Source organism: Pseudomonas sp. H1h (assembly GCF_000633255.1).
Lineage (GTDB): Bacteria > Pseudomonadota > Gammaproteobacteria > Pseudomonadales > Pseudomonadaceae > Aquipseudomonas.
The window spans coordinates 346,241-364,473 of the sequence record NZ_AYMJ01000015.1 but is presented as its reverse complement, the minus strand read 5'-3'; the positions used below and the strand labels follow the sequence as shown (position 1 = coordinate 364,473).

Below are 18,233 nucleotides of genomic sequence, written 5' to 3'. Positions count from 1 at the left end.
AAAATCGGGGCGTTTTTTTTATGCGTATTGGCCACGGCTACGATGTGCACCGTTTCGCTGAAGGCGATTTCATTACTCTGGGCGGCGTGCGCATTGCACACGGCTTCGGGCTGCTCGCTCACTCCGACGGTGACGTCCTGCTGCACGCTTTGAGCGATGCCTTGCTCGGTGCGGCTGCGTTGGGTGATATCGGCAAACACTTTCCGGACACCGACCCGCAATTCAAGGGCGCCGACAGCCGTGTGCTGCTGCGTCATGTGGTCGCGTTGATCCACGCCAAGGGCTGGAAAATCGGCAACGTCGACAACACCATCGTTGCCCAGGCACCGAAAATGGCCCCGCATATCGAATCGATGCGCGCGTTGATCGCCGCCGATCTTCAAGTTGAGTTGGACCAAGTGAACGTGAAAGCTACCACCACCGAAAAGCTTGGCTTTGTCGGACGCGAAGAAGGCATTGCCGTGCATTCCGTTGCCTTGTTGCTGCGCGCATGAACGAACTGCAACTGCTCGGCCCGCGCGCCTATGGCGAACCCCTCGGTACTGCAGTACTGAAAGCCATCGCCGAAGATTTTCAGGTCGATGAAGTGCTCGATATCCCGTTCAGCGGCGATGGCGAACATCTGTGGATCTGGGTGGAAAAACGCGGTCTGAACACCGAGGAAGCAGCGCGGCGGATTGCCAAGGCGGCTGGCGTGCCATTGCGCACCGTCAGCTATGCCGGGCTCAAGGATCGTCAGGCGCTGACCCGTCAGTGGTTCAGTGTGCAGCTGCCGGGCAAGGCTGATCCGGACCTGTCGGCGGCGGAAAACGACACGCTGAAGATCCTCAAGACCACGCGCCACAAACGCAAGCTGCAACGCGGTGCGCATTCGGCCAACGGCTTTACCTTGCGCTTGACCCAGTTTGCTGGCGACAAGGCGGCGATCGAACAGCGTCTGCAACTGATCGCCAAGCAAGGCATTCCCAACTATTTCGGCGCCCAGCGTTTCGGCCATGACGGCGGCAACGTCGTTGATGCGCGTGCCTGGGCGGCGCGCAAGGCCTTGCCGGAGCAGCGCAATGTGCGCTCGCGTTTGCTGTCGACGGCGCGCAGTTTTCTGTTCAATCAAGTGCTGGCCGCGCGGGTTGCCGACGGCACCTGGCAGCAGGCGCAGGTGGGCGATCTGCTGGCGTTCACCGACAGTCGCAGTTTTTTTCCGGCCGGTGAGGCCGAATGCAGTGATCCGCGCCTGGCGATTCTCGATCTGCACCCGACCGGTCCGCAGTGGGGCGAAGGTGACTCGCCGACCGCAGGCGCTGTCCATGAACTGGAGCAGGGGATCGCCGAGCGTGAAGCGGATCTGCGCGATTGGTTGATCAATGCTGGAATGAGCCACGAACGACGCATCCTGCGGCTGCCCATTGGCGGGTTGTCGTGGCATTATCCCCAGCCTGACATTCTGCAACTGGAATTCGTCCTCCCGGCCGGATGCTTCGCCACCGTATTGGTGCGCGAACTCGTTGATCTGGTGCCGGTGGGGCAGACGGACAGCCCATGCGTATTCTGATTTCTAACGACGATGGGGTAACCGCACCCGGTCTCGCCGCGCTTTATGCTGCGCTGGCGGATTACACCGAATGCGTGGTTATCGCCCCGGAGCAGGACAAAAGCGGCGCCAGCAGTTCGCTGACGCTCGACCGTCCGTTGCACCCGCAATACCTGGCCAACGGTTTCATCAGTCTCAACGGTACGCCGACCGACTGTGTGCATCTGGGCCTCAACGGCCTGCTCGAGCGCCAGCCGGACATGGTGGTTTCCGGGATCAACCTCGGCGCCAATCTGGGCGATGACGTGCTGTATTCCGGCACCGTGGCGGCAGCCCTCGAAGGGCGCTTCCTCGAGCGCCCCTCGTTTGCGTTCTCGCTGGCTTCGCGGCAGGTGGACAATCTGGCGACAGCGGCACATTTCGCGCGCAAACTGGTCGAGGCCCACGCCGGGCTGGACCTGCCGCCGCGCACGGTGCTGAACGTGAACATTCCCAATCTGCCGATCGATCACATTCGTGGCATTCAGCTGACCCGTCTGGGCCATCGCGCCCGCGCAGCAGCGCCGATGAAAGTGGTCGACCCGCGTGGCAAGGCCGGTTACTGGATTGCCGCTGCCGGCGATGCCGAAGATGGCGGCCCGGGCACTGACTTTCATGCGGTGATGCAGGGTTATGTGTCGATCACGCCATTGCAGCTCGATCGCACCTTTAACGATGCCTTCAGAAGTCTCGACGGCTGGCTGGAGGGACTGCGCTGATGGCTCGTGAACACGAAGACCGACTGCGCAGCGGCATCGGCATGACGTCGCAGCGCACGCGCGAACGTCTGATCCAGCGTCTTTATGAAGAAGGCCTGTCCAACGCCAAGGTGCTGGAGGTGATCCGCCGTACGCCGCGTCATCTGTTCGTCGATGAAGCGCTGGCGCACCGCGCCTACGAAGACACCGCGCTGCCGATCGGCCACAACCAGACCATTTCCCAGCCTTATATGGTGGCGCGCATGAGCGAGCTGCTGCTGGAGGCGGGGCCGCTGGACAAGGTGCTGGAGATCGGTACCGGTTCTGGTTATCAGACGGCGGTCCTGTCGCAACTGGTTGAGCGGGTATTCTCGGTCGAGCGCATCAAGGTCCTGCAGGACCGGGCCAAGGAGCGCCTGGTCGAACTGAACCTGCGCAACGTGGTATTCCGCTGGGGCGATGGCTGGGAAGGCTGGCCGGCACTGGCACCGTACAACGGCATTATCGTCACGGCGGTCGCGACCGATGTCCCGCAGGCGTTGCTCGACCAACTGGCGCCGGGTGGGCGGCTGGTGATTCCGGTCGGCTCGGGGGAAGTGCAGCAACTGATGCTGATCGTGCGTGAAGAACACGGCTTTTCCCGTCACGTTCTGGGGGCTGTGCGCTTCGTGCCATTGCTCAATGGCCCGCTGGCCTGAGCATTTGTTTGCGAGCGCTGAATTCCTTGCGCTGGACTGGGTCTTACACCGGCAGTGAAGGTTTAAACGCAACCCATTGCCCACGGGCAAACGTGTGCGTGAAGCGTTTTCGCATCTTTAACGGTAAAGCCTGTGCGGCCCGTTATACTTGCGACACTACGTGCCGCAATACGGCATTCCACATATTTCAGCCACCACAAAGGGAGCGGCGGGTGAGTCTCACAGTCATTGCGCAGCGTATGGGTAACACGAGCTTTCAGCGCCTGGTGACTGGCCTTGTATTGAGCACCTTGCTGGTCGGTTGCTCCAGCACCAAATCGAGCAACGTGCGCGTGGTCGATCGCAACAGTGCGGCGGCCCAGCGTCCTGCCGTCACGACCGGGCAGTATGTAGTCCGTCCGGGCGATACGCTGTTTTCGATCGCTTTTCGCTACGGCTGGGACTACAAAGCCCTCGCCGCCCGGAACAATATTCCTACGCCGTATACGATCCATCCGGGTCAGACAATTCGCTTCGACGGCCGCACCGGTTCAACACCAACGGCTGTGGTGAGCAACAGCAGCGCTTCGCCATCATCGTCGAGCAAAACCACGGTAATCCGGCGCCAGGCGAACGGCACGACTACCACCACGGTGACCGGCTCGGGGGCCGCTTCCGCGGGGGCTGCACCGTCCGTCGCAAGCAAACCGGCACCGGCTCCACTGCCTCCACCGGGACCAGCCCCGACCGGCTGGGGATGGCCATCTAATGGCATTCTTATTGGAAAATTCTCTTCAAACGGTAGTTTGAATAAAGGAATTGATATCGCCGGAGATTTGGGACAGCCTGTTTTAGCTGCGTCTGATGGGACGGTGGTTTACGCCGGGAGTGGCTTAAGGGGCTACGGCGAATTAGTCATCATCAAACACAGCGAAACCTACGTCAGTGCCTACGGACATAACCGCAGGCTGTTGGTACGGGAGGGGCAGCAGGTCAAAGTCGGACAGACAATTGCCGAAATGGGGTCAACGGGTACAGACCGGGTGAAACTGCATTTTGAGATTCGCCGACAAGGTAAACCTGTAGATCCGCTGCAGTTCCTGCCCAGACGTTGATTTGAGGCCAGCCTGTTCCGTCGCGTAGAGGGGACAGGCTCCAGCGCTGCCAAGGATAAAGGCGTCGCTTGAGCTTGGGGTCGAACTCACCAAAGGACTATAACAATGGCTCTCAGTAAAGAAGTGCCGGAGTTTGACATCGACGATGAGGTTCTCCTTATGGAGGCCGGCATCGATTCGGATTCGATGTCGAATGATGAAGGGGCTGCTCCACCTTCCGTTCGTTCCAAATCCAAACACTCCGCTTCACTTAAACAACACAAGTACATCGACTACACGCGTGCACTCGATGCCACGCAGTTGTATCTCAACGAAATCGGCTTTTCTCCACTGCTCTCCCCCGAGGAAGAAGTTCATTTTGCGCGTCTGTCGCAAAGTGGCGATCCGGCGGGGCGCAAGCGCATGATTGAAAGTAATCTGCGGCTGGTCGTGAAGATCGCCCGGCGTTACGTCAATCGGGGGCTGTCGCTGCTGGATCTGATCGAAGAGGGCAACCTTGGATTGATCCGCGCGGTGGAAAAGTTCGATCCCGAGCGCGGCTTCCGCTTCTCGACCTACGCCACCTGGTGGATTCGTCAGACCATCGAGCGTGCGATCATGAATCAGACCCGGACCATCCGGTTGCCGATCCATGTGGTCAAGGAGCTCAACGTGTACCTGCGGGCTGCACGGGAGCTGACGCAAAAGCTCGATCACGAACCTTCACCCGAAGAAATCGCCAACCTGCTGGAAAAACCGGTGGGCGAGGTCAAGCGCATGCTTGGCCTGAACGAGCGGGTTTCTTCGGTCGACGTCTCGCTGGGGCCGGATTCGGATAAAACCCTGCTGGACACCCTGACGGATGACCGTCCGACCGATCCATGCGAACTGCTGCAGGATGACGACCTGTCGCAGAGCATCGATCAATGGCTCTCGGAACTGACCGACAAGCAGCGCGAGGTGGTCGTACGCCGCTTCGGTCTGCGCGGCCATGAGAGCAGCACGCTGGAAGATGTAGGCCTGGAGATCGGCCTGACCCGGGAACGGGTGCGGCAGATCCAGGTGGAAGGCCTCAAGCGCCTTCGCGAAATCCTCGAGAAGAATGGCCTGTCGAGCGAGTCGCTGTTTCAGTAAGCGCCTTTGATCGACCGCCAACAAAAAGCCCCGACTGGTTCGGGGCTTTTTGTTGTCTGCACCAGTACGGAGGGCGGTGTTCTATGGCGAGGGGGCTCATTGCCGGACATACGGTAGGCATTTCCATCGTTTGTAGTCTTGCGGTGTAAGCCTTGGCTTACTCTTTCGTAAGTGTTCCCTATGTTTACAGGCCGGCAGACGTCGATTGCTCCCGGTGCTGTTATTTAACTCATTGTTTTATATGTTTATTTTTTAATGTGAAGTGCTTATTACAGCGCTTTACGGCCATCGGGGTCGATTGATCCGGGCTGGGAACTCTTTAGTATCAGCACTGTGTCGACGGATAGACACGCCCTTCAAGGAAGAGGGGAATGGACATCGCAGGAAGCGATTCATCAGGACGATGAAAAGGAATACAGGGAATAGGGAAAAAATGTGGGCGGGTCAAACCGCCCCTTTTTTTTGCCCGTAGCAAAGCAAACGACAGAAAGCAAAAAGGCCCGCAAGGGGCCTTTTCAGAACGCGCGACAGATCAGCGTTCGAGGTCTTTGATCTTGCCTTTGACGCCATCCCACTCTTCGGCATCCGGCAGCGATTCTTTCTTCTCGGTGATGTTCGGCCAGATCTCGGCCAATTCAACGTTCAGTTGAATGAACTCCTGCATCTCTTCCGGAACTTCGTCCTCGGAGAAGATGGCCACGGCCGGGCATTCTGGTTCGCACAGGGCGCAGTCGATGCACTCATCCGGGTGAATCACCAGGAAGTTCGGGCCTTCGTAAAAGCAGTCCACCGGACACACTTCTACGCAGTCGGTGTACTTGCACTTGATGCAGTTGTCGGTGACGACGAAGGTCATTTCTAATTTTCTCCTCAGGCGGCGGCAGCGTTGCCCCTTCACGGTTGGGGTCGCCAGGTTCGGGAGCGATGTCTGCCAGCCAGGCTATTAGCCAGCAGCATCCCAAACCGCGCGAGATTCTAACAGCTTGACGCCGTTTGCGTTATATCCGGTTCTTCAATGCTTAGATCCGGTTCTTAAGTGCATATAACAATTCGAGCGCTCGACGCGGGGTCAGGTCATCGAGGTCTACTTTGGCCAACTCATCCAGCACCGGGTGCGGCAGGCTGGCAAACATATCGCTCTGCTGCGGAGCGGCTGGCTTGCCTTTGACGGCAGGCTTGGGCGCTTCATGCGGCAATGCGGTGTCTTCCAGTCGGCTCAAGTGCTCACGGGCACGCACGATCACTTCGCTCGGTACGCCGGCCAACTGCGCCACCGCCAGGCCGTAGCTCTGGCTGGCAGGCCCCGGCAATACGTGGTGCAGGAACACAATGCGCTCGTTGTGCTCGGTAGCGTTGAGGTGCACGTTGGCTACCAGCGGCTCGGCTTCCGGCAACACAGTGAGTTCGAAATAGTGCGTCGCAAATAGAGTATAGGCACGCAGATGCGCCAGACGCTCGGCCGCCGCCCATGCCAGGGACAGACCGTCGAAGGTGCTGGTACCGCGTCCGACTTCGTCCATCAACACCAGGCTGCGCTCGGTGGCGTTGTGCAGGATGTTGGCGGTTTCGCTCATCTCGACCATGAAGGTCGAACGGCCACCGGCCAGGTCATCGCTGGAGCCGATCCGGGTGAAGATCCGGTCCACCAGCGACAGCTCGCAACTGGCTGCCGGCACGAAGCTGCCGATATGCGCCAACAGCACGATCAACGCGGTTTGCCGCATGTAGGTGGATTTACCACCCATGTTCGGGCCGGTGATCACCAGCATCCGGGTATTGTCATCCAGGCTCAGGTCGTTGGCCACGAACGGCGTGGTCAGCACCTGCTCGACCACCGGGTGACGACCCTGGGTGATGCGCATGCAGGGCTCGCTGACGAAGCGCGGGCAGTTCAGGTCAAGGTTCAGCGCACGTTCGGCAAGGTTGCTCAGCACATCCAGTTCGGCCAGCGCGCCGGCGGTGTCCTGCAATGGCGGCAGTTGGCTGATCAGATCTTCCAGCAGCGCTTCGTAGAGCATCTTCTCGCGGGCCAGGGCGCGGCTCTTGGCTGACAGCGCCTTGTCTTCGAATTCTTTCAGTTCCGGCGTGATGAAGCGCTCGGCGCCTTTGAGCGTCTGACGGCGGATGTAGTCCGCCGGAGCCGATTCGGCCTGCTTGCTCGGCAGCTCGATGAAGTAGCCGTGAATGCGGTTGTAGCCGACTTTCAGGTTGGCCAGGCCGGTGCGGGCCTTTTCCCGGGCTTCAAGGTCAATCAGGAACTGGCCGGCGTTTTCGCTCAACGATTGCAGCTCGTCGAGTTCACTGTCGTAACCGGTTTTCAGCACACCGCCGTCGCGGATCACTGCTGGCGGGTTGTCGATAATGGCTTTTTCCAGCAGGGCCGCCAGTTCCGGGTAGGTACTGGTAGTGGTCGCCAGGCGTTGCAGGTGCGGCGCCTCAAGGTCGGTCATCGCCACTTGCAGTTGCGGCAGGGCGCCGAGGGCATCGCGCAGGCGAGCGAGGTCACGCGGCCGCGCATTGCGCAGACCGATCCGCGCCAGAATCCGCTCGATGTCGCCGATTTCCTTGAGTTGTGGCTGCAGCTTTTCGAAGCGATAACCGTCGAGCAGGCAAGTGATCGACGTCTGCCGCGCCAGCAACACGGTCAGATCACGCAGCGGACGGTTCAGCCAGCGGGTCAGCAGGCGGCTGCCCATGGCGGTCTGGCAGCGATCGACCACCGATTGCAGGGTGTTGTCGCGGCCGCCGGCCAGGTTGGTGTCGAGTTCGAGGTTGCGACGGCTCGCGCCGTCGAGCACCACGGTGTCATCCAGGCGCTCATGGCGCAGGCTGCGCAAATGGGGCAGGGCGGTGCGCTGGGTTTCCTTGGCATAGGCCAGCAAACAACCAGCGGCGCCGATGGCCAGGGTCAGGGTTTCGCAACCGAAGCCTTTCAGGTCTTGCGTGGAGAACTGCTGGCAGAGACTTTTCAACGCCGAATCGCGCTCGAAATCCCACGGCGCGCGGCGACGCACGCCACGGCGTTTTTCCGCCGGCAGGTCTTTCGGCCAGTCATCCGGGATCAGCAACTCCACCGGGTTGACCCGCTCCAGTTCCGCCAGCAGGTTTTCCCAACCCTTGATCTCGAGCACGGTGAAATTGCCGCTGGTGATGTCCAGCACCGCCAGGCCGAACAGGCGCTCATCGCCCAGTACCGCCGCAATCAGGTTGTCGCGGCGTTCGTCGAGCAGTGCTTCGTCGCTGACCGTACCCGGGGTGATGATCCGCACTACCTGACGTTCCACCGGACCCTTGCTGGTGGCCGGGTCGCCGACCTGCTCGCAGATCACCACTGACTCGCCGAGCTTGACCAGTTTCGCCAGGTAACCTTCTGCCGCGTGGTAAGGAATCCCGCACATCGGAATCGCCTGTCCCGCCGACTGGCCGCGCGCGGTCAGGGTGATGTCGAGCAACTTGGCAGCCTTCTTCGCATCTTCGTAGAAGATCTCGTAGAAGTCGCCCATGCGATAAAACATCAGCTGATCCGGGTGCTGATTCTTCAGGCGCCAGTACTGCTGCATCATCGGAGTGTGGGAGGACAGGTCGGAGACGGCTTTATTCATCGGATTGTCAGGCAACTCGTTAAAAGATGTAGGGCAAAAGCAGGGCAACGGCCGGGCTTTTCCGCGATGGGCGCAAGGTTACCATGGGTGGTCTGCTTGACGCAGGCACGACGGTCCGCTGACACTTTTCGGCGATTAATTGTGGTTTATGCACGTTTTATGCAAATCAGCATTTGTCATCCTCAAAAACTTCAAGCACTATGCGCGTTATGCAAAAACGCAACGTATCCTCCGTCTTAAGAGCACTGCTCGACCAGCACGGGATCTCCCCTACGGAGCTCCACCGTCGCACCGGCGTGCCTCAATCCACGCTCTCGCGGATTCTCAGCGGGAAGATCGTCGATCCTTCGGATAAACACATTTCGAAGATCGCCGAATACTTCAATGTGAGCACCGATCAATTGCGCGGCCGCGCAGACGTCGCCCCCGCGACCGGCGGCGCGCGCGATGACGTGCATGCGGAACTCAAGGACATAAGCCTGTGGGACGACGATACCCCTGTCGATGACGACGAGGTGTCGGTGCCCTTTCTTCGCGAGGTTGAATTGGCTGCTGGATCAGGAAGATTCGTCATCGAAGAGAGCGAACGCTCTAGCCTGCGCTTCGGCAAGCGCAGCCTGCGCCATAACGGTGTGCAGTTCGACCAGGCCAAATGCGTGACGGTGCGCGGCAATAGCATGTTGCCGGTGTTGCGCGATGGCGCCACTGTTGGTGTGAATGCGGGCAAGTGTGGCATCGGCGACATCATCGATGGTGACCTGTACGCGATCAATCACAACGGCCAGTTGCGCGTGAAGCAGCTCTATCGCCTGCCGACGGGTATCCGTCTGCGTAGCTTCAACCGCGATGAGCATCCGGACGAGGACTACAGCTTCCAGGATATGCAGGAAGAGCAGATCGTCATCCTCGGTCACGTCTTCTGGTGGGGCATGTACGCCCGCTAACCTGAACCCCTTCAGATAGAACCCGCCTAGGCGGGTTTTTTTTCGTCCGCGCAAAAACCTCAAACCCTTGAATGACGGGGCTTTCATGCGCTCGTGCATTTCTTGTGCATAAATAAATGCATTTACGCATTGACTGGATATGCATCCATGCATATCCTTGCCACCAAGCCGCTCGACAAAGCGGCTGGCAACAACAGCTCTTTAGTTCCACAAGAACAGGCAGCGATGAACCGGCCTTAATGGTTCAGAGGGTTGGCAACTGACCCGGGTGTGCAGCGTAAAGCACCAAGAGCAGTTATCCGGCGGGCAGGGACCGCGGTCGGAAAAACAATCTGAATGGACTCGTACCGCGCCAGTAGCGCCGAAAAGTCAGCTTCCTTCCTGAACACAGGATTTGAAGGAAGGCGAAGGAACGCATTACTGAAAAGCCCGGTGCATTGCCGGGCTTTTTGGAATGTCGACCTGTCGTCATTGCCGTTTACCCAAGTCGTGGTTAACGCAAGGTTTACAGAATGAAAACACCATTATTGAAACTTCGTAACAAGGAAAGATAATGAATCGCTACGTATTTATTGACCAGTACAGCGCGCCCTTTACTCGCGCTGTACAAATTGTGGATGCAGATGAGCCGCCACAGTTTACGCCACCAGGGCCGTCTGGATATTGGATACAAGTGTCTATCAATACTCCGGTACAAGTGGGGTGGAAGGGGGATTACATTAACAATAGCTGGGTGTTCACTGAGCTGACTTATCAAGAAAACGTCGCTGTCCTCGATGCTCGAGCGCGCCAGCTATTTACTCAGGCAGCCAATTGGCTGACAGTCAATCCTCTGCAATACAAACTCGACTTGGGTGTTGCCAGCACTTCCGAGACTGAACTGCTGCTTGCCTATAAGCAGTATTGCATCGCAATCAGTGAGATCAAAAAACAAACTGGCTATCCCTACACAATCAACTGGCCAGTTGCTCCTTTCTAATTGACCACCTTGAATAAATTCAGCATCGGGATTGCATTGTGCATTGGCGCGACTGTTTAGCCTCGTCTGCAAAGTGCCTGTGTTCAGTCAGACGATCAAAGAACGAGCCAGTACTAAAGCCCTTTTTGCTTTCAGCAGCAAGATTGGTCTCGTCACAATTCAGCGTGTACTCCTCCGGGCATTCCTGGCATGCCCGCTTTCAGAGATATCGTTTGAACGGACATAAAAAGCGAATAACTCACCCCCCGGAGGCGTGACATGACAAACGAGCAACAAGCATTGGCGGACATGCCGATCTGGCTGGTCATCCTCCTCGCTGTAGTGGGCGGAGTGTCCGGCGAAATGTGGCGCGCCGACAAGGAAGGCGCCCGTGGCTGGTCGCTGCTTCGGCGCCTGGCCTTGCGCTCCGGCGCCTGCATGATCTGCGGCGTGTCGGCAATCATGCTGCTGTATGCCGCAGGGTTGTCGATCTGGGCCGCCGGCGCATTCGGTTGCCTGACCGCCATGGCCGGTGCCGATGTGGCCATCGGTCTTTACGAACGCTGGGCCGCCAAACGCATTGGCGTCTGCGAAGTACCGCCTGGCAATACAAACAAGGAGTGAAGAGGCGTTACAGCGGCATTTGAGAGGGAGTTCAATTCATGCTGAGCGATTTCCGTTGCGGTAAATGCAATCGTTTACTTGCAAAAGTAGATGCACTTCATCAAGTGCAAATCAAATGTCCTCGGTGCAGGACATTGAATCACACGAAGACCCGAGGTCTCGTCAGCCCGCCTGTGAGCGACCCAACGCAGCATTGACTGCCCACAATAACCAATCGGTCAATAGGTGAATATATGGCTACGCTTCCACGCTATCCGTTTACTACGAACGGCAGTTCGATTTTGCTGCCTCTGCATGAGATGTCCGCTGGGCAATATCTTGAGTCACCGGACAAACGCTTCAAGTTAATTGTCCAGCCCGATGGCAATCTGGCCATTTATGAGGGGGGCAATACAGTTTGGGTGGCCATTGCCGGTCAACCGTATACAAGTTCCGGAAAGCAGATAGATAACTCAAAAATTTATTTCTACCTGATGTATTACGCGTTTCTCAATGATCCAACGCGGGGCCGCATGTGGGGCACTGCCAACAGCACGCCGCTCAACGCGGACATCTGGGCCGCTTACAATCGGGCCTATCTGTCCCTGCAAAATGACGGCAATCTCGTCGTGATCGACTCGATCCCGGTCTGGGCAAGTAACTCTGCGATCCCGATCAGTCCCTCTGTGGAATCGATCTATATCCCAGCCGGGACGACTCTCGAAGTCGACCGACGGTACGTGGTCGGTGGCACTACGCTGGTCTTCCAGTCGGACGGTAATCTGGTCGTTTCGAACGGACCGCTCGGTGTTCTCTGGGCGAGTTGGACACAAAACAAGGGTGCGACTCGGGCCGTGATGCAGGATGACGGAAACTTCGTGATCTATGGCGCGAACAATACGCCGCTTTGGTTTACCGGCACGGCTGGTCGTCCTGGGGCGATTGCAAAAATTCAGGCAAATGGAAGCTTCTCCATTGTCAGTGAAAAACCGGTCTGGGCTCGATTTGGTTTTACGCCGACCATTTTGCCGAAGCGTGTTTACCATTGGGATAACAGCACTTGGAGTTTGCCTCTGAGTAAAATCCTCTGGACCTTCTGATGTACAGCTAATGATGTGAGCCCCGTGTAGCAACGGGGCTTTTATATTCAAGTTTGGCGCCGTCATGCGGCGCTTTTATTCTCGTTGGCAGCCGATAAAGAGCTACGTTGGCCGAGCCATCTCACACCATCACCGCAATCAGCCATACCCCCACTTTTTTTGCCTCGCTGCAACTCATGCGGCGGGGCTGCGCGTGGACAATTGAAAAGGAGGTCATGCATGCCCGCTTCGATCCAGCAGCCTTCGCAGCTGTTCACCGCGATGGCGACAACCTTGCGCAACGCTGCCGGCCTGAATGTTCAGGTTGGCAATCACGATGACTTCACCGCGCCTGGCGCTAAGGCCTGGGTGTTGATCGACTTTGACCGCAACGCACCCGGTGCACGTGCCGCTGACGGACGTATCGCACATGTCCTGACGGTCTCAATGCAAGTCATCCCGGCAGTCTCTGCCAGCGCATTTGCCGCCTGCGATCTGATCGCCGTACTGAAAAACCTGATCACCGACAACCGTTGGGGCCTGCCCGGCGCTCAATGCGATCTGCCGATGAACATTGATGGTTTGCCGTCACTCTTGATTCGAGGCGAGCAGCAGTTCAAAGCCTGGGCGCTGACGTTCAACCAGACCCTCTATCTCGGCCCGACCCTGCTCGACGATCCGCTCGGTACGCCAAAATTCGCCCGCACCTGGGAAGTCAGCAACATCGACGACCCCGACCAATACACCGCGTTGGAGGCCTGATTGATGTTTGACGCATTACTGCGCATGCAACTGGGGCCGATCATCGAGCGGCTGGCGGAAATGGAAGCGGAAATAGACGACCTCCACCGACGCGCCGAGAGTTTCTGTCGCATTGGCATTTGTCAGACTGTCGATGCGGCGAGCAACACTTGTCAGGTCAGCCACGGTGGGCTGCTTACGCCGGCCATCAAGTTCTTCAACCCGAGTGCCGGCGCCCAGAGCGAGTCGCGGATTCCGAGCGTGGGCGAGCAGTGCCTGCTGTTCAACTACGGCAGCGGTGAGAGCGGGGCACAGAGCGTGGCGTTGTTTGGCTTGAACAGCGAGCGCTTCCCGCCGACGGCGTCTGTACCGACGCTGACGCGCCGGGTGCATGTCGACGGCAGCGAAAGCGGTTACGACGACGCCAGCCACACCTTGCACTGGCAGAACGGGCCGGCGGCTTTCACCGGCTCTCGCGAGTCGCTGGAACTGAGCATCGGCCCGGCACGGCTGTTGATGACGCCGCAGGTCATCAGCCTGCAACTGGGCGCGGTCGGCCTGAGCATCGACGCCTCGGGCGTGCACTTCAGCGGCCCGTTGGTGGATCACCAGGGCCGCGTTATCAGTCCCTGAATCAAGAGCTTCCCATGATCGGAATCGATAGAGACAGCGGGGCCACGGTCGACGACTGGCTGCAATTTGTGCAGCGCGCGACCCGGGCCCTGACCACGCCGCTGGGCACCCGGCAAAAAAGGCCCCTTTATGGCTCGCTGATCCCCATGCTGCTGGGGCAGAACCTTGGTGATGACGTTCTGCTGCTGGCCCAGAGCCACGCGGCTCAGGCGTTCTATAACACGCAGAACGGGATCAGCGATTTTCAGCCGAGTGTGATCGTCGCCAGCCGCCAGGGCGCCGGTCTGCTGCTGCGTTTCGCCGGTACCTGGAAAAACCGTCAACAGACTTTTGAGGTAGTGACATGAGCATGTTGATCCCCGGCCAGAACCAGTTGGCCGAACCGGCGCTGATCACCGTCGACGCCTTCGAAGACCTGCTCGCCGAGTTCAAGACCTTCGTCGTCGAATACGTCGGCGCCCGAGCGCCCGACAGCGCGGCGAAACTCAAGACCAGCCTGGACAACGAAAGCGAACTGCTGACCCTGGCGCTCGAAGCCTTCTGCGTGCGTCTGCAAACCCACGAACGCAAATACAACGCCCGTATCAAGCAGATGCTGGCGTGGTGGGCTACCGGCAGCAACCTCGATGCACGGTTGGCGGACATGGGCCTGGAGCGGCAGTTGCTCGACCCGGGCGACCCGGCTGCATTCCCGCCGGTACCGCCGACTCATGAAAGCGACGACGATGCGCGGTTGCGTTATTACCTGGCGCCGCATGCGCCGGCTGCGGGTTCGCGGATGCAGTATCGCCGCGAGGTGTTCACCCTTGGCGAACGGCCAACGGTGAAGGTCGAATCCACCGATGCCGGTGTGGTGAATGTCACCTACACCTTCAACCCGGACGGCCTCGCTGCACAGGTCAAGGACGGCAACGGTCGCCGTACCGCGCCGGGTGAAGTGCAGGTCACCGTGCTCTCGCGAGACGGCGATGGCACCCCGTCTGCAGCGTTGCTGGAAGGCGTGCGTCAGCACTTCGCCCGGCCCGATGTTCGACCGGAAACCGACCTCGTCACGGTCAAGGCTGCCGACATTCAGCGCTACAGGATTCGCGTGCTGGCGAAGATCAATTCCGGCCCGGATTCAGGCCTGACCAAAGTCGCCGCACAGCAGCAATTGCAATCCTACGCCGACAGTTGTCATCGCCTCGAAGGTCGGGTCGATCCGAGCTGGATCGACTACACGCTGCACAGCGCTGGCGCTGTGCAACTGCAGATTCTCGAACCGCTGGAACCGATCATCACCAGCGCCTTTCAGGCTCCTTATTGCACGGCGGTCGAGGTTGAGGTGCTGACGCTATGAGTGAGCCGACGCAACGCCCGACCTTGTTGCCGGCCAACAGCTCGGCACTCGAACGTGGACTGGATCTGGGTTTGGGCGCGCTGCTTGACCGCATTGCGCCGCCGTTCCCCGAGCTGATGAATCCGAGCGAAACGCCGGTGGCATTCCTGCCGTATCTGGCGGCGGATCGCGGCGTCGCCGAATGGAGTTCTGCTGCACCGGAAACGGAAAAACGCCTGACCGTCGAACTGGCCTGGCCCACTGCGCGCCAGGCCGGTACTCGCAAGGCGCTGGAAAACGCGGCCAAGGGTTTGCAACTGCGCCCGGAAGTCCGCGCCTGGTACGAGCAGACACCGCCCGGCGCGCCTTACAGCTTCACCGTACGCGCCTTCAGCGACCAACCCTATAGCGAAGAAATCGACGCCCGACTCGACCGCCGTTTGGCGGATGCCAAGAGCGAGCGGGACATTCTTTCGGTAACGGTTGGCTTGAGCGCGTTCGGCAGTCACTCCATCGCCGCCGCGACCTTTTGCGGTGAGCTGACGACGATCTATCCGGTGTTCATCGAAGGGCTTGAGACCTCTGGCGAGGCGTTCATGGCCGCAGCTTTGTACACCGTCGAAACATCCACAATTTATCCTCAGGGGGCCTGAATGGCTGACTATTACACCCTGCTCACCAACGCAGGGATTGCCTACGAAACGGCGTGCAAGGCCGCGGGCGTGCCGATCAAGTTGACGCAGATTTCCGTCGGCGATGGCGGCGGCTCGGTCTACAACCCGGCCGCGACTGCCACGGCGCTGAAGCGCGAAGTCTGGCGCGGGCCGCTCAACGCGCTGTTCCAGGACGAGAAAAACCCGAGCTGGCTGCTTGCCGAAGTGACCATTCCGCCTGATGTTGGCGGTTGGTACGTGCGTGAAGCAGGGCTGTGGACTGACACCGGAATTCTCTACGCCATCGTCAAATACCCGGAGTCGTTCAAACCGGTTCTGGCCACCTCGGGTTCGGGCAAAGAGTTCTACATTCGCTCGATTTTCGAGACCAGCAATGCGTCGCTGGTAACGCTGCTGATCGATGACACCGTGGTCAAGGCCACGCGTGCCTGGGTCATGAGTTATCTCGCCGAAGAACTCGGCAAACTCGATGGCAAGCAATCGGTACGCGTCGCAGCATCCACCAACATCGTGTTGAGCGGTGCGCAGCAAATCGACGGCGTGGCCGTGATTGCCGGCGACCGTGTACTGTTGGCGAACCAGACCCTGGCCAAGGACAACGGCCTGTGGATCGTCGCCAATGGCGACTGGGTACGGGCAACCGATGCCAACAGCAGCGCCAAGGTCACGCCGGGCCTGACGGTCATGGTGGAGGAGGGCACGGCCAACGGCGATTCGCTGTGGCACCTGACGACCAACGCGCCGATCACCCTCGGCACCAGCGCACTGACTTTCAAGATGTTGGCCGGGCGCACCGGGATTGCTGCCGGGACTTACAAGAGTCTGACCGTTGACGAATATGGTCGGGCGACTGCTGGCGCGAATCCTGAAACCTTGGCTGGTTTCGGGATCAAGGATTCGTACACCAAGGCTGAAGTCGAAGCGCTGATTGCCAAGGCATCGGCGTTGCCGGTGGGATCGATTGTTGCGTTCCCGGTGGATGCACCGCCGCCGGGTTTTCTTGAGCTGGATAATAGCGTCAAGAGCAGTGCGACTTACCCGGACCTGAGCGCTTATCTGGGCGGCAAGTTCAACAAGGGTGATGAGGGTGTCGGGAATTTCCGTTTGCCGGAAGCGCGTGGGGAGTTCTTGCGCGGTTGGGATCATGGCCGTGGAGTAGATGCCGGGCGTGGCCTCGGTAGTCTGCAGTCCATGCAGGCAGAGGGGCACACGCATGTAACGGGCGTGAATGATACGGCGGCAGTTGCGTCGATTCAGAGTGCGCGTGGCATAGGCGCAGGCGCAGGAAGTTGGCCTTACGGTGCGGAAGCTATCGGTATTGCTGGAACAAACTCTGTAAGCACCAATACAACTTACTACCCCTCCGGTGAGGACAGTTGGCTGAAGACAGGTCCAGCCATTTCGCTGGGTAACGGCGAAACCCGCCCCCGCAACATCGCCGTCATGTGGTGCATCAAAGCCTGGAACGCCCCGGTCAATCAGGGGACCATCGATGTAGCCGCACTGGCCAAGGAAGTCGAACGGCTCAAATCTGCCGTTCCAGTGGGTGCAGTTCTGGCATTCCCGACGGGGATTGTTGCGCCGGGTTATCTGGAGCTGGATGGCAGTGTTCAGAACATTGCGACTTATCCGGATCTGGCTGCATTTCTCGGTACCACTTACAACAAGGGGAATGAGGGGGCGGGTAACTTCCGCTTGCCGGAGTCGCGCGGCGAGTTCCTGCGTGGCTGGGATCATGGACGCGGCGTGGATGCCGGGCGAGCTGCCGGAAGCTATCAGGCGGACACGCTCAAGGCACATAGTCATTACCTTCCAACAGGCTCGGGAGGTGGGCAGGCCGTCGATCCAAATGGAGAAACTCCATCCGTTGTGCTGAAGGACACGGCAGCAGATTGGGCTCTACGATCTACATTCGGGGGCGACAATGCCGAGTTGTCTATAGGTAGCGTGAGAACCTACAACTTCGGTAATGCGACAGAAACTCGTCCGCGTAACCTCGCCGTCATGTGGTGCATCAAGGCCTGGAACGCACCTGTCAATGAGGGAAGTATTGATCTTGCTGCGGTGTCTGCTCTGGCGAAGCAAGCAACTGAGCTTAATCAAGGGACTGCGAAAGTTGCCACTCAGTTGCAAGCGGATGCTGGCGCGGATGACACGACCATCATCACACCGAAGAAGTTGCGTTGGGGCTTTTCCGTCAACATTGCAGGTGATCTTGCAGGGAACTACGTGGTTTTCCCAAGCTGGCTTGGCGGCTTGATAATTCAGTGGGGAATTACGAACGTCATTGCTTCGGGAGCCAATTATGTACAGGTTTTTCCCGTGGCTTTTACTGCATCCAATCCAGCCGTATTTACTTCATATTCCAACTCAGCCGCAGATAGCGCCGTCGGTACAAACTGTGTAGCTCAGATTCGGTCGGTGAATAAAGCGAATGTTACGATCCGTAATTTAACCGATACATCGGTGCAATTTATCTACCTGGCAATTAGCCGTTAACTTAAAGAAGTT

19 protein-coding genes are annotated in these 18,233 nt (G+C 58.8%); 17 read left to right on the top strand and 2 right to left on the bottom strand.

Annotated features, from left to right (window positions below):
* Positions 1-20 precede the first annotated feature (20 nt).
* The 6 genes from ispF to rpoS all read left to right on the top strand — a co-directional run bounded on the left by ispF (position 21) and on the right by rpoS (position 5,170).
* The gene (gene ispF, locus U862_RS0113395; protein ID WP_025110868.1) at positions 21-494 is read left to right on the top strand and encodes a 2-C-methyl-D-erythritol 2,4-cyclodiphosphate synthase; all 474 of its coding nucleotides are present in this window, start codon (positions 21-23) and stop codon (positions 492-494) included.
* A complete protein-coding gene (gene truD / locus U862_RS0113390; protein ID WP_025110867.1) occupies positions 491-1,549 on the top strand; it encodes a tRNA pseudouridine(13) synthase TruD in 1,059 nt (352 codons plus the stop codon). The genes ispF and truD overlap by 4 nt, the downstream gene beginning before the upstream one ends.
* Positions 1,537-2,286, top strand: coding sequence for a 5'/3'-nucleotidase SurE (surE, locus tag U862_RS0113385; RefSeq protein WP_025110866.1), 750 nt, complete (start codon positions 1,537-1,539; stop codon positions 2,284-2,286). Before truD ends, surE begins: the two co-directional genes overlap by 13 nt.
* 41 nt (positions 2,287-2,327) lie before the next feature.
* Positions 2,328-2,963, top strand: a complete 636-nt coding sequence (locus U862_RS0113380) for a protein-L-isoaspartate(D-aspartate) O-methyltransferase (RefSeq protein ID WP_177327338.1) — start codon at positions 2,328-2,330, stop codon at positions 2,961-2,963.
* Positions 2,964-3,175: 212 nt separating this feature from the next.
* Positions 3,176-4,057: a peptidoglycan DD-metalloendopeptidase family protein gene (locus tag U862_RS29615; RefSeq protein WP_029977643.1), complete on the top strand. Its 882-nt coding sequence runs from the start codon at positions 3,176-3,178 to the stop codon at positions 4,055-4,057.
* Between the two features lie 105 nt (positions 4,058-4,162).
* The gene (gene rpoS / locus U862_RS0113370) at positions 4,163-5,170 is read left to right on the top strand and encodes an RNA polymerase sigma factor RpoS (protein ID WP_025110864.1); all 1,008 of its coding nucleotides are present in this window, start codon (positions 4,163-4,165) and stop codon (positions 5,168-5,170) included.
* A 532-nt stretch (positions 5,171-5,702) separates the two neighbouring features.
* Here the strand turns inward: rpoS and fdxA are convergent.
* Positions 5,703-6,026: a ferredoxin FdxA gene (fdxA, locus tag U862_RS0113365; protein ID WP_007908827.1), complete on the bottom strand. Its 324-nt coding sequence runs from the start codon at positions 6,024-6,026 to the stop codon at positions 5,703-5,705.
* A gap of 163 nt (positions 6,027-6,189) precedes the next feature.
* Complete coding sequence (gene mutS / locus U862_RS0113360; protein ID WP_007964305.1) at positions 6,190-8,772, bottom strand: DNA mismatch repair protein MutS; 2,583 nt, start codon at positions 8,770-8,772, stop codon at positions 6,190-6,192.
* 200 nt (positions 8,773-8,972) lie between these two features.
* Between mutS and U862_RS0113355 the strand changes: the two genes are divergently transcribed.
* The 11 genes from U862_RS0113355 (at position 8,973) to U862_RS0113310 (ending at position 18,221) form a co-directional block, all read left to right on the top strand.
* On the top strand, positions 8,973-9,716 hold the full coding sequence (locus tag U862_RS0113355) for an XRE family transcriptional regulator (protein WP_081794880.1): 744 nt from the start codon (positions 8,973-8,975) through the stop codon (positions 9,714-9,716).
* Between the two features lie 553 nt (positions 9,717-10,269).
* The gene (locus U862_RS0113350; protein WP_025110862.1) at positions 10,270-10,695 is read left to right on the top strand and encodes a tail fiber assembly protein; all 426 of its coding nucleotides are present in this window, start codon (positions 10,270-10,272) and stop codon (positions 10,693-10,695) included.
* Positions 10,696-10,953: 258 nt separating this feature from the next.
* Positions 10,954-11,298, top strand: coding sequence for a phage holin family protein (locus tag U862_RS0113345; RefSeq protein WP_025110861.1), 345 nt, complete (start codon positions 10,954-10,956; stop codon positions 11,296-11,298).
* Positions 11,299-11,336: 38 nt separating this feature from the next.
* Positions 11,337-11,495, top strand: a complete 159-nt coding sequence (locus U862_RS29605; RefSeq protein WP_081794879.1) for a Com family DNA-binding transcriptional regulator — start codon at positions 11,337-11,339, stop codon at positions 11,493-11,495.
* A 36-nt stretch (positions 11,496-11,531) separates the two neighbouring features.
* Positions 11,532-12,377, top strand: a complete 846-nt coding sequence (locus tag U862_RS0113340; RefSeq protein ID WP_025110860.1) for a putidacin L1 family lectin-like bacteriocin — start codon at positions 11,532-11,534, stop codon at positions 12,375-12,377.
* 219 nt (positions 12,378-12,596) lie between these two features.
* On the top strand, positions 12,597-13,118 hold the full coding sequence (locus U862_RS0113335; protein ID WP_025110859.1) for a hypothetical protein: 522 nt from the start codon (positions 12,597-12,599) through the stop codon (positions 13,116-13,118).
* Between the two features lie 3 nt (positions 13,119-13,121).
* Positions 13,122-13,730 (top strand): phage baseplate assembly protein V, encoded by a 609-nt coding sequence (locus tag U862_RS0113330; protein ID WP_025110858.1) that lies wholly within the window; start codon positions 13,122-13,124, stop codon positions 13,728-13,730.
* A 14-nt stretch (positions 13,731-13,744) separates the two neighbouring features.
* Positions 13,745-14,077, top strand: coding sequence for a phage baseplate protein (locus U862_RS0113325; protein ID WP_025110857.1), 333 nt, complete (start codon positions 13,745-13,747; stop codon positions 14,075-14,077).
* Entirely contained in the window at positions 14,074-15,069 is a 996-nt protein-coding gene (locus U862_RS0113320) for a baseplate J/gp47 family protein (RefSeq protein ID WP_025110856.1), read from the top strand. Before U862_RS0113325 ends, U862_RS0113320 begins: the two co-directional genes overlap by 4 nt.
* Complete coding sequence (locus U862_RS0113315) at positions 15,066-15,701, top strand: phage tail protein I (RefSeq protein WP_025110855.1); 636 nt, start codon at positions 15,066-15,068, stop codon at positions 15,699-15,701. Before U862_RS0113320 ends, U862_RS0113315 begins: the two co-directional genes overlap by 4 nt.
* Positions 15,702-18,221, top strand: a complete 2,520-nt coding sequence (locus U862_RS0113310; protein ID WP_025110854.1) for a phage tail protein — start codon at positions 15,702-15,704, stop codon at positions 18,219-18,221. It abuts the gene before it with no gap.
* Positions 18,222-18,233 lie beyond the last annotated feature (12 nt).